General features: G+C 52.2%; 7 protein-coding genes and 1 rRNA gene. 2 read left to right on the forward strand and 6 right to left on the reverse strand.

What is annotated here, in order from left to right; genetic code table 11:
• Nucleotides 1–68 precede the first annotated feature (68 nt).
• A complete protein-coding gene (metH, locus tag A9587_RS09415; protein ID WP_016249460.1) occupies nt 69–3752 on the reverse strand; it encodes a methionine synthase in 3684 nt (1227 codons plus the stop codon).
• A 199-nt stretch (nt 3753–3951) separates the two neighbouring features.
• On the opposite strand from metH, the gene iclR reads away from it, so the two are divergent.
• Nucleotides 3952–4776 (forward strand): glyoxylate bypass operon transcriptional repressor IclR, encoded by an 825-nt coding sequence (gene iclR / locus A9587_RS09420; RefSeq protein WP_105263966.1) that lies wholly within the window; start codon nt 3952–3954, stop codon nt 4774–4776.
• Between the two features lie 15 nt (nt 4777–4791).
• Here the strand turns inward: iclR and aceK are convergent, their stop codons facing one another.
• The 4 genes from aceK to metA all read right to left on the reverse strand — a co-directional run bounded on the left by aceK (nt 4792) and on the right by metA (nt 11602).
• Nucleotides 4792–6516, reverse strand: a complete 1725-nt coding sequence (gene aceK, locus A9587_RS09425; protein ID WP_061090589.1) for a bifunctional isocitrate dehydrogenase kinase/phosphatase — start codon at nt 6514–6516, stop codon at nt 4792–4794.
• A 952-nt stretch (nt 6517–7468) separates the two neighbouring features.
• Nucleotides 7469–8773 (reverse strand): isocitrate lyase, encoded by a 1305-nt coding sequence (gene aceA / locus A9587_RS09430; RefSeq protein ID WP_000857846.1) that lies wholly within the window; start codon nt 8771–8773, stop codon nt 7469–7471.
• Nucleotides 8774–8802: 29 nt separating this feature from the next.
• On the reverse strand, nt 8803–10404 hold the full coding sequence (gene aceB / locus A9587_RS09435) for a malate synthase A (RefSeq protein ID WP_000193602.1): 1602 nt from the start codon (nt 10402–10404) through the stop codon (nt 8803–8805).
• A 268-nt stretch (nt 10405–10672) separates the two neighbouring features.
• Complete coding sequence (gene metA, locus A9587_RS09440) at nt 10673–11602, reverse strand: homoserine O-acetyltransferase MetA (protein WP_001122799.1); 930 nt, start codon at nt 11600–11602, stop codon at nt 10673–10675.
• 156 nt (nt 11603–11758) lie between these two features.
• Between metA and A9587_RS09445 the strand changes: the two genes are divergently transcribed.
• Nucleotides 11759–12202 (forward strand): acetyltransferase, encoded by a 444-nt coding sequence (locus tag A9587_RS09445; RefSeq protein ID WP_105264048.1) that lies wholly within the window; start codon nt 11759–11761, stop codon nt 12200–12202.
• Nucleotides 12203–12326: 124 nt separating this feature from the next.
• On the opposite strand, the gene rrf is transcribed toward A9587_RS09445, so the two are convergent.
• Nucleotides 12327–12442, reverse strand: a 5S ribosomal RNA gene (rrf, locus tag A9587_RS09450).
• Between the last annotated feature and the right edge of the window lie 48 nt (nt 12443–12490).

Consider the following 12490-nt stretch of genomic DNA (forward strand, 5'->3'; position numbering starts at 1 on the left):
ATCAATAAAGAGACAGGGCACTCCGTGAGTGCCCTGTTTGTTGTAAAGAAAAGTGACAGATTTGTGAATCAGTCCGCGTCATACCCCAGATTCGGCGCCAGCCAGCGTTCAACATCAGAAACGCTCATACCTTTACGGCGGGCATAGTCTTCAACCTGATCGCGCTGAATTTGTGCCACTGCGTAGTACTTGCTGTCCGGATGGCTGAAGTACCAACCCGAAACTGATGCGCCAGGCCACATAGCGAAAGATTCCGTGAGTTTCATGCCGGTGTGTTTTTCCACTTCCAGCAGCTCCCAGATGGTGGCTTTTTCCGTATGTTCCGGGCAGGCCGGATATCCTGGTGCCGGGCGGATGCCCTGATAGTTTTCGCGGATCAGGTCTTCGTTGCTGAGATTTTCATTCGGCGCGTAGCCCCAGTAGACTTTACGCACGCGCTCATGAAGATATTCTGCAAAGGCTTCGGCTAAACGGTCGGCAAGCGCTTTCACCATGATTTTATTGTAATCATCGTGCTGCGCTTCGAAGGCATCAGCCAGCGCGTCCTCTTCCAGCCCGCCAGTTACGGCAAATGCACCGATGTAATCCGCTTTGCCGGAGAGTTTCGGTGCCACAAAATCAGCGAGGCAGTAGTTAGCAAAGCCGGTTTTTTCCGTCTGTTGGCGCAGATGGTGGCTGATATTAATCACATGCGTGCGTGTTTCATCACGATAGATTTCAATGTCGTCACCCACCCGGTTTGCCGGGAACAGACCAACCACGCCGCGCGGATTCAGCGATTTTTCAGCGCTTAATTTATCCAGCATGTCGTTAGCGTCTTTAAACAGGCGTTTTGCCTCTTCGCCCACCACTTCATCTTCCAGAATGCGCGGATACTTTCCGGCCAGCGACCAGGTCATAAAGAACGGCGTCCAGTCGATATAGTTACGCAGCGTTTCGATGCTGGCTTCGACTTCCTGCACGCCGAGACGGTGCGCTACAGGCGGCGTATAGGCCTGCCAGTCAAAAGCGAAATCGTTATCGCGCGCCACTTCCAGCGTGACCGGTGGCGTGCGCGGTTTCTTGCGCCCGTGCTGAATACGCACGGTTTCGTACTCTTTGCGGGTACGAGCGACAAAGTCGTCACGCTGAGTGTCGGAAAGCAGCGCCGCCACAACACCAACGGTGCGCGAGGCGTTTTGCACGTAAACCGTCGGGCCGCTGTAGTTTTGCTCGATTTTCACCGCTGTATGCGCTTTTGAGGTAGTCGCGCCGCCAATCAGTAGCGGAATGGTGAAGCCCTGACGCTCCATCTCTTTCGCCACGTTGACCATTTCGTCCAGCGACGGCGTGATCAGCCCCGAAAGACCAATCAAATCAGCATTCACCTCTTTGGCAGTGCGGAGGATTTTTTCCGCTGGCACCATCACGCCGAGATCAACAATTTCATAGTTGTTACATTGCAGCACCACACCAACAATATTTTTACCGATATCGTGCACGTCACCCTTCACGGTGGCGATCACCATCTTACCGTTGGTTTTACCCTGCTCTTTGCTGGCTTCAATATACGGTTCGAGATACGCCACCGCCTGCTTCATAACGCGTGCCGATTTCACCACCTGCGGCAAAAACATTTTCCCTTCACCAAACAGGTCACCGACGACGTTCATTCCGTCCATCAGCGGCCCTTCAATCACTTCAATCGGGCGAGCGGCTTGTTGACGAGCTTCTTCAGTGTCCTGTTCGATAAACTCAGTAATGCCTTTGACCAACGAGTACTCCAGGCGTTTCTTCACGTCCCACGAGCGCCACTCCGCCTGTTGGGCGTTGGCGGTGTCGTCGGTTTTACTGCCGCGATATTTTTCGGCAAGTTCCAGTAAACGCTCTGTACCATCGTCGCGACGGTTAAGGATCACATCTTCCACCGCGTCGCGCAGTTCCGCAGGCAGATCGTCGTAAATCGCCAGTTGTCCGGCGTTGACGATCCCCATATCCATACCGTTACGGATGGCGTAGTAGAGGAACACCGCGTGAATAGCTTCGCGCACCGGGTCGTTGCCACGGAACGAGAAGGAAACGTTGGAGACGCCACCGGAGATGAGTGCGTGCGGCAGTTCGCGTTTGATGTCTTCGCACGCGCCGATGAAATCCTGCGCGTAATTGTTATGCTCTTCAATCCCGGTGGCGACAGCGAAGATGTTCGGGTCGAAAATGATATCTTCCGGCGGGAAGCCGACTTCCTCGGTGAGGATTTTGTACGCCCGACGGCAAATCTCGATTTTCCGTGCGCGGGTATCGGCCTGGCCCTGTTCGTCAAAGGCCATTACCACCACCGCCGCACCGTAACGGCGTAATAATTTGGCATGATGGATAAAGGTTTCAACGCCCTCTTTCATCGAGATAGAGTTAACAATGCCTTTGCCCTGAATACACTTCAATCCTTTTTCGATGACGTCCCATTTCGAAGAATCGATCATAATCGGCACGCGAGCGATATCCGGCTCGCCAGCAATCAGACTGAGGAAACGCACCATCGCCGCTTCGGCGTCGAGCATCCCTTCATCCATGTTGATATCGATAATCTGCGCGCCGTTTTCCACCTGCTGACGCGCCACGTCCAGCGCCTCGCTATATTTCTCTTCTTTGATCAGGCGTTTGAACTTAGCGGAACCGGTTACATTAGTTCGTTCACCAACGTTAACAAACAAACTATCGTCGCCAATGTTCAGCGGCTCCAGTCCGGACAAACGGCAGGCTACGGGGATATCAGGCAGTTTGCGCGGTGCTAATCCTTCAACTGCACGGCTCATCGCAGCAATATGTTGTGGCGTCGTGCCACAGCAGCCGCCGACAATATTCAGGAAACCCGATTCAGCCCATTCGCGAATCTGTTTCGCCATTGTGTCAGCATCGAGATCGTATTCACCAAAGGCGTTTGGCAGTCCGGCATTCGGGTGCGCGGTGACGTAGCATTCGGCAATACGCGAAAGTTCCTGCACGTACTGACGCAGTTCGTCTGGCCCCAGTGCGCAGTTGAGGCCAAAGGTCAGCGCTTCGGCATGCCGCAGGGAGTTGTAAAATGCCTCGGTTGTCTGACCGGAGAGCGTGCGCCCGGAGGCGTCGGTAATGGTGCCGGAAATCATAATCGGCAACTCCACACCCAGCGCTTCAAACTCGGTTTTCACCGCAAAGACCGCCGCTTTCGCGTTAAGAGTGTCGAAAACAGTTTCAATCAGAATCAGGTCTACACCGCCTTCCACCAGCGCTTTGGTGGATTCACGATAAGCCGCCACCAGTTGGTCAAAGGTGATATTGCGAAATGCCGGATCGTTTACATCCGGAGAAATAGATGCTGTGCGATTGGTTGGGCCGAGAACACCAGCAACGTAGCGTGGTTTCCCCGGCGTGCGGGCGGTCCACTCGTCAGCGCAGGCACGTGCCAGTTTCGCTGCTGCAAAGTTGATTTCTGCTGACAGGGATTCCATCTGGTAATCCGCCATCGCAATAGTCGTGGAGTTGAAGGTGTTGGTTTCGATGATATCCGCGCCCGCTTCAAAGTAAGCGTTGTGGATCGCGGCAATCACATCAGGTTTACTGAGTACCAGCAGGTCGTTGTTGCCTTTTAGATCGCACGGCCAGTCGGCAAAACGCTCACCGCGAAAATCGGCTTCGTTCAGACGATAATTCTGGATCATGGTGCCCATACCGCCGTCCAGCACCAGAATACGTTCATTTAACTGCGCACGCAGTTGTTCAACTTTGCTGCTCACACTTGCTCCCGACACGCTCAACCCAGATTTAATAAAAATTCAACAAACCATACTGGCACAAACGCATCAGTGGTAAAAGCGACCACTACGCAACATGAGATTTGTTCAACATTAACTCATCGGATCAGTACAGCAACTGTTGCATTAGTTAACAATAAAAATGAAAATGATTTCCACGATACAGAAAAAGGAGGCTGTCATGGTCGCACCCATTCCCGCAAAACGCGGTAGAAAACCTGCCGCAACCAGCGGCCCCGCGACTGGACAGGTTCAGTCTTTAACGCGTGGCCTGAAATTACTGGAGTGGATTGCCGAATCCAATGGCAGTGTGGCACTAACCGAACTGGCACAGCAAGCCGGATTACCCAATTCCACCACCCACCGTCTGCTAACCACTATGCAACAACAGGGCTTTGTGCGTCAGGTCGGTGAGCTGGGTCACTGGGCGATCGGCGCGCATGCATTTATGGTCGGTAGCAGTTTTCTCCAGAGCCGTAATTTGTTAGCTATTGTCCATCCTATACTGCGCGATCTGATGGAAGAATCTGGCGAAACGGTCAATATGGCGGTGCTCGATCAAAGCGATCACGAGGCGATTATTATCGATCAGGTGCAGTGTACACATCTGATGCGAATGTCCGCCCCTATTGGCGGTAAATTGCCGATGCATGCTTCCGGTGCCGGTAAAGCCTTTTTGGCTCAACTGAGTGAAGAACAGGTGACAAAGCTGCTGCATCGCAAAGGGTTACATGCCTATACCCACGCGACGCTGGTTTCTCCTGTGCATTTAAAAGAAGACCTCGCGCAGACACGCAAACGCGGTTATTCATTTGATGATGAAGAACATGCGCTGGGACTGCGTTGCCTGGCTGCGTGTATTTTCGATGAACACCGCGAACCGTTTGCCGCAATTTCAATTTCCGGGCCGATTTCACGTATTACCGATGACCGCGTGACTGAGTTTGGCGCGATGGTAATTAAAGCGGCGAAGGAAGTGACGCTGGCGTATGGTGGAATGCGGTGACTTTTCGCCTCTGATTTATACAAACCGCACGCTAAACCGCTGTCTGCGCCGATATGCATAAACATCTTCCACATGTCCTTCGCGGATGCGGTTTTGTAGAGCGCGCCAGTAATCGGCGCGGAACAGGTCGGCGTGCATTTCCTCGAACAGTGGACCAATGCGTGGGTCGGCGCATAGCCAGTGGCGGAACTCTTCCGGGAAAACATCGCCCGGCGAGACGCTATACCACGGTTCGCTGGCGAGTTCGTCTTCCGGGTAGCGCGGCGGTGGGATGTCGCGGAAATTCACTTCCGTCATGTAGCAAATTTCATCGTAATCATAAAACACCACGCGCCCGTGTCGGGTGACGCCAAAGTTTTTAAACAGCATATCACCGGGGAAAATATTGGCGGCGGCAAGCTGGCGAATAGCGTTGCCGTACTCTTCTATAGCATCACGCAGTTGCTGACCCTCAACCTGTTCAAGCCAAATATTGAGAGGCACCATCCGCCGTTCGATATAGAGATGGCGAATCACAATTTGTTCGCCCAGATCGGTGATTTTTTCTGGCGCTTCCTGAAGCAGCAAATCCATTAATGACGGGGAAATATGTCGCTTCTCCAGTACAAAGTTTTCAAACTCCTGGGTATCCGCCATCCTTCCTACGCGATCGTGCTCTTTTACCAGTTGATAGCAGGCGCGGACGTGAGCCGCTGACATCTCTTTCTGCGGGGCGAATTTGTCTTTGATGACTTTGAATACCCGATCAAAGCCCGGCAGCGTGAACACCAGCATGACCATCCCACGAATGCCCGGCGCTTCAATAAACTGCTCATTACATCCTTGTAAATAAACGAGATATTCACGGTAACTTTCGGTTTTGGCATGCTTCTGGCAACCGATAGCCATATACAGTTCTGCGGTAGTTTTACCCGGCAGAATCTCCCGTAGCCACTCGACCAGTGCGGCAGGCAGCGGCGCGTAAACCATAAAATAGGATCGCGCGAAGCCAAAGACGATGCTCGCTTCGGCGGTCGTCGTCAGGCAGGTATCAATAAACAACTCGCCGTCGTCCGTCTGGTGGATCGGCAGCAAAAATGGCAACGTGCCGGAAGGCGTTATCAGTTTGCCCACCAGCCAGGCGGCTTTATTACGGTAAAACAGTTCGTTCGCCACCTGTAGATGACTTTCAGCGAGGTTATCTGTCCCCAGCGTTTCCGTCAGATGAAGAATGATATAGTTGATATCACGGCTTTTATTCTGCCAGCGCAGGCGTAGCGGCAAGTCGCTAATAACGCGCATCAGCAGTGATTCCCAGCCGTGATCGGGGTAAAAGTCTTTGGCCAGCGGGCGCGGAATGGTACGAAAGCGGCGTTCCGGCTGGGAGCTAAAGATAAAAAGCCGCTCGGGAGTAAGCGAGCGGTGGTCAAATAACCGACAGTATACGGAGTTGAAAAAACTCTCCGCAATCTCGAAGCGCGGGTAGTCCGGCAATAGCCGGGTGTAATGCTCTTTGACGTGCAGTAAAAATGCCGCATTCGTGCTTTGGCCGTTAGTAATGCAGCGTAACTGCTCCACCACCAGACCCACGTGATGATCGTAAAGATGGATACGATTTTTCATCGCCTGCTGGACAGCGTGCCAGTCGGCCTGTTCGAAACGCTGCTGCGCCCCGGAAGTCACTTCGAGGAATCGACCATACTGGGCATCGAAACCCTGCAAAATTGTTTGTGCAATCAGTAATTCCAGGCCACGCGGCATTTGTTGCCCTCATCGGGAGCTGTGAATTGCCGGATAAGACGCACAAGCGTCACATCAGGCGTTGATTGCCGGATGCGGCGTAAACGCCTTATCCGGCCTACGCGTCTGCAACATTTGTAGACCTGATAAGACGCGCAAGCGTCGCATCAGGCGCTCATTGCCGGATGCGTCGTAAACGCATTATCCGGTCTACGAGTCTGCAACATTTGTAGGCCTGATAAGACGCGCAAGCGTCGCATCAGGCGCTCATTGCCGGATGCGGCGTAAACGCATTATCCGGTCTACGCGTCTGCAACATTTGTAGACCTGATAAGACGCGTCAGCGTCGCATCAGGCGCTCATTGCCGGATGCGGCGTAAACGCATTATCCGGCCTATGCGTCTGCAACATTTGTAGGCCTGATAAGACGCGTCAGCGTCGCATCAGGCGCTCATTGCCGGATGCGGCGTGAACGCATTATCCGGTCTACGCGTCTGCAACATTTGTAGGCCTGATAAGACGCGCAAGCGTCGCATCAGGCGCTCATTGCCGGATGCGGCGTAAACGCATTATCCGGTCTACGCGTCTGCAACATTTGTAGGCCGGATAAGACGCGCAAGCGTCGCATCAGGCGCTCATTGCCGGATGCGGCGTAAACGCCTTATCCGGCCTACGCGTCTGCAACATTTGTAGACCTGATAAGACGCGCAAGCGTCGCATCAGGCGCTCATTGCCGGATGCGGCGTAAACGCATTATCCGGTCTACGCGTCTGCAACATTTGTAGGCCTGATAAGACGCGTCAGCGTCGCATCCGGCGCTCATTGCCGGATGCGGCGTGAACGCATTATCCGGTCTACGCGTCTGCAACATTTGTAGGCCTGATAAGACGCGCAAGCGTCGCATCAGGCGCTCATTGCCGGATGCGGCGTAAACGCATTATCCGGTCTACAGCCAACAACAATTGTCGGTTGCTTAGAACTGCGATTCTTCGGTAGAGCCGGTCAGTGCGGTAACCGACGATGTGCCACCCTGAATAATGGTCGTCACTTTATCGAAATAACCCGTACCCACTTCCTGCTGGTGAGAAACGAAGGTGTAGCCATCTTTCGCAGCAGCAAATTCCGGCTGCTGCACTTTCTCAACATAATGCTTCATCCCCTCGCCCTGCGCATAGGCGTTTGCCAGGTCGAACATGTTGAACCACATGCTGTGGATACCCGCCAGGGTGATAAACTGGAATTTGTAACCCATATCCGACAATTGCTGCTGGAAGCTGGCAATAGTTTTGTCGTCGAGATTTTTCTGCCAGTTGAACGACGGCGAGCAGTTGTAGGCTAACAGCTTGCCTGGATATTTCGCATGAATAGCGTCGGCAAAACGGCGCGCCAGTTCCAGATCTGGCGTAGAGGTTTCACACCAAACCAGGTCAGCATATGGCGCATAAGCCAGACCACGGCTGATAGCTTGTTCAATGCCCGCATGGGTACGGAAGAAACCTTCATTAGTGCGTTCACCAGTGATGAATTCGCTGTCGTACGGATCGCAATCGGAGGTGATCAGGTCTGCCGCATCGGCATCGGTACGAGCAACCAACAGGGTCGGAACTCCTGTAACATCCGCAGCCAGACGCGCCGCGACCAGTTTCTGGATCGCTTCCTGGGTTGGCACCAGCACTTTACCGCCCATGTGACCGCATTTTTTCACTGACGCCAACTGATCTTCGAAGTGAACTGCCGCTGCACCGGCTTCAATCATCGCTTTCATCAGCTCAAAAGCATTCAGGACACCACCAAAACCGGCTTCAGCATCGGCAACGATCGGCAGGAAATAATCAACATAACGCGGATCGCCCGGCTCAATACCTGCGGACCACTGGATCTGATCAGCTCGACGGAAGGTGTTATTGATCCGCTCCACTACCGCTGGCACTGAATTTGCCGGATAAAGTGACTGGTCCGGATACATGCTGGCCGCCAGGTTAGCATCCGCCGCTACCTGCCAGCCAGACAGGTAAACCGCTTCAATACCCGCTTTCGCCTGTTGCAGCGCCTGACCGCCAGTCAGTGCGCCGAGGCTGTTGATATAGCCTTTTTTCGATTCACCGTGCAGCAGTCGCCACATTTTTGCCGCGCCCAGTTGTGCCAGCGTGCATTCCGGATTGACCGAGCCGCGTAATTTCACCACGTCCTCCGCGCTGTATGGGCGGGTAATACCTTCCCAGCGCGGTTGAGTCCACTCTTTCTGTAATTCTTCAATTTGTTGTGTACGGGTTTTCATGTGCAGATGCTCCATAGTTATGTGGTGGTTTACGCTAACAGGCGGTAGCCTGGCAGGGTTAGGAAATCAATTAACTCATCGGAAGTGGTGATCTGTTCCATCAGGCGAGCAGCATCATCGAAGCGCCCACTATTGAAACGTTGTTCGCCCAATTCATGGGCAATCTCTTTCATCTCTTCAGCCAACATCTGGCGGAACAGTGCTTTGGTCACCGGTTTGCCATTGCTCAACGTTTTTTGATGGTGGATCCATTGCCAGATAGAGGTGCGGGAAATCTCTGCCGTTGCTGCGTCTTCCATCAGACCATAAATCGGCACACAGCCGTTGCCGGAGATCCATGCTTCGATGTACTGCACGGCCACACGAATATTGGCGCGCATGCCTTCTTCGGTGCGCTCACCGTCACAAGGAGCCAGCAGTTGTTCGGCAGTAACCGGTGCATCTTGCTCGCGCAGGACTTCTAACTGGTTTTTACGAGAGCCGAGGATGTCGTTAAATACCGCCATTGCGGTATCAGCAAGGCCTGGATGGGCGATCCACGTACCATCGTGACCGTTGTTGGCTTCTAGTGCTTTATCCGCTTTTACCTTGTTGAGCACCTGATTATTGCGCTCTTCATCTTTACTCGGGATAAAGGCTGCCATGCCGCCCATCGCGAATGCACCGCGTTTATGGCAGGTTTTAATCAGCAGACGTGAATAGGCACTGAGGAACGGTTTATCCATTGTCACTGCCTGGCGGTCTGGCAGGACGCGATCGGGATAGTTTTTTAATGTTTTGATATAGCTAAAGATGTAATCCCAGCGACCGCAGTTCAGACCGACAATATGGTCGCGCAGTGCGTGAAGGATTTCATCCATCTGGAATACAGCAGGCAAGGTTTCAATGAGTAACGTTGCCTTGATGGTGCCGCGCGGCAGGTTAAAGCGACCTTCTGCGTAAGTGAAGACTTCGCTCCACCATGCAGCTTCCTGCCAGGACTGAGTTTTTGGCAGATAAAAATAAGGACCACTGCCCTTTGCCAGCAGCGCCTGGTAGTTGTGGAAGAAGTAGAGAGCAAAATCAAACAGGCTGCCAGGGATTGCTTCACCACGCCAGGTAACATGTTTTTCCGGCAAGTGCAGGCCGCGTACCCGACAAATCAAAACCGCCGGATTGGGCTTGAGTTGATAAATTTTACCTGCTTCGTTGGTGTAACTGATGGTGCCGTTAACCGCATCGCGCAGGTTAATTTGCCCGTCGATCACTTTGTTCCAGTCCGGGGCCAGTGAATCCTCGAAGTCAGCCATGAAGACTTTCACATTAGCGTTTAGCGCGTTAATCACCATCTTGCGCTCAACGGGTCCGGTTATCTCTACCCGGCGATCTTGTAAGTCCGCAGGAATTCCGCGAATCTTCCAATTACTTTCTCGAATGGAAGTTGTTTCCGAAATAAAATCAGGCAACGTCCCGTTATCGATATCCTGCTGTTGCTGAATGCGCGCTGCCAGAAGTTTATTGCGTTGTGGCGTAAAATGCGTCACCAGCTCAGTCAGAAATTCTACCGCTTCGGCGGTGAGAACTTGCTTCTCCTGCTCGCCATACGGCCTTATGAAAGCCAGTTCATCGGTTGTTGTTGCCTGTTGAGTCATCGTGCAGCTCCTCGTCATGGATCCGAATACTTCCCCACTGTGAACGAAGGATCGTTGTGCGCTTTTCGTTCAGCACAACTAAGACTACTCATTTAAAATTCAAAATCAAAAACAATTTCCATTTTTAATTTAATTATAAATTAACTTATTGATAACAATAATAATAAAATTAATTCACTTGATGAGTGACGTTTCAGAAATAAAAAAGGCACCCGAAGGTGCCTGATGTAATGTGCTGAATCGCTTAACGATCGATCGCCGCAGAAGATTAATCCAGCGTTGGATTCATGTGGCGTAGATCGTATGGCGTAATCTGGTAGACGTAATAGTTGAGCCAGTTGGTAAACAGCAAATTACCGTGACTACGCCAGCTCGCACACGGTTTGTTTTGCGGATCGTTATGCGGGAAATAGTTATACGGTACATCCGGAGTTAGTCCGGCTTCTACATCGCGGAAATATTCCTGCGCCAGTGTTTGCGCATCGTATTCGGGATGGCCCGTCACAAAGGCAATGCGCTTGTCTTTGCTGGCAAACAAATACGCATCCCCTTCTTCTGTCTCTGCCAGAATCTCCAGATCGGTGTAATCACGAATCAACGCTGCCGGAAAGTCTGCATATCGCGAATGCGGTGCCAGAAATGAATCATCAAATCCACGCGTCAGAAGCGCATGAGGATGGAGAATGTGGTGCTCGTATACACCCGAAAGTTTGTCGGTGCGGGTTTGCTTGGGTATACCGTAGAGAATATTAAGCGCGGCCTGAACCGCCCAACAGACAAATAATGTCGAGGTGACGTGATCTCTCGACCACTCCAATACCTGTTTGATCTGCGGCCAGTAAGCGACGTCATTAAACTCCACCAGACCCAGCGGCGCGCCAGTTACAATCAGACCATCAAAGTTCTGTTCCTGTATATCTTCAAAGTTGCAGTAGAAGTTGTTCAGATGCTCTGCAGGCGTGTTGCGCGACTCGCGAGAATCGATGCGCAACAACTGAATATCGACCTGCAAAGGAGAGTTTGAAAGCAGGCGTAAAAACTGATTTTCAGTTTCGATCTTCTTCGGCATCAGGTTAAGGATAAGCACCTTTAGCGGACGAATTTCCTGACCAGACGCGCGCGAAGTTGTCATCACAAAGACGTTTTCTTCACGCAAGAAATTGACGGCGGGTAGCTCGTCCGGCACACGAATCGGCATAACCTGATTACCTCACTACATACGTTTAAACGTTTAGACATCCAGATAGCTGAAGATAACCAGAAAATTCGCCAATGTCGAGCCTGCATGTTCAAGGTGAGAAAGTTTCAAGAAAAAGGCTGAGTTAGAATATAAGCATGAATAAAAGGAGTGGAAATGGTTATTAGAATTCGCCGTTCACGGCATGAGGAAGGGGAAAAACTGGTTTCGATCTGGGGTCGTTCTGTCGATGCTACCCACCATTTTTTGTCTGCAGACTATCGGGTCGAACTGGAAGAGCTGGTAAGTTCGTTTCTGCCAGAAGCACCGCTGTGGGTTGCGGTTAATGAGCGGGATCAACCGATTGGGTTTATGTTGCTAAGCGGGCAGCATATGGATGCGCTATTTGTCGATTCTGATGCGCGCGGGTATGGCGTAGGTCGACTACTGGTGGAACATGCGCTCTCGATGGCCACGGAACTGACAACCAACGTTAATGAGCAAAATGATCAAGCAGTAGGATTCTATAAGAAGATGGGATTTAAAGTTACCGGGCGTTCGGAAGTCGACGAGCTGGGGAAACCGTATCCGCTACTGAATCTGGCGTATGTGGGGGAATAATGCACTGCTGACCCCTACCGTAACCCTGCGCAGGACAGATAAGGCTCGCCAGCATCGCATCCGGCCTTTTTCCGCACCAGCGCAAAAAGGCCATCCTTACGGATGGCCTTTCGCTTTATTTGATGCCTGGCAGTTCCCTACTCTCGCATGGGGAGACCCCGCACTACCATCGGCGCTACGGCGTTTCACTTCTGAGTTCGGCATGGGGTCAGGTGGGACCACCGCGCTATCTCCGCCAGGCAAATTCTGTTTATTAACCCGCTTTCGCCGGCTAATCTAATCTGTATC

Source organism: Escherichia sp. MOD1-EC6162 (assembly GCF_002965125.1).
GTDB classification, from domain to species: Bacteria; Pseudomonadota; Gammaproteobacteria; order Enterobacterales; family Enterobacteriaceae; genus Escherichia; species Escherichia marmotae.

Bases quoted from the DNA above. Each gene is read 5' to 3' on its own strand.
- aceK (WP_061090589.1), bottom strand. From the start codon at position 6,516: ATGCCGCGTGGCCTGGAATTACTGATTGCACAAACAATTTTGCAGGGT.
- aceA (WP_000857846.1), bottom strand. From the start codon at position 8,773: ATGAAAACCCGTACACAACAAATTGAAGAATTACAGAAAGAGTGGACT.
- iclR (WP_105263966.1), top strand. From the start codon at position 3,952: ATGGTCGCACCCATTCCCGCAAAACGCGGTAGAAAACCTGCCGCAACC.
- metA (WP_001122799.1), bottom strand. From the start codon at position 11,602: ATGCCGATTCGTGTGCCGGACGAGCTACCCGCCGTCAATTTCTTGCGT.
- aceB (WP_000193602.1), bottom strand. From the start codon at position 10,404: ATGACTCAACAGGCAACAACAACCGATGAACTGGCTTTCATAAGGCCG.
- A9587_RS09445 (WP_105264048.1), top strand. From the start codon at position 11,759: ATGGTTATTAGAATTCGCCGTTCACGGCATGAGGAAGGGGAAAAACTG.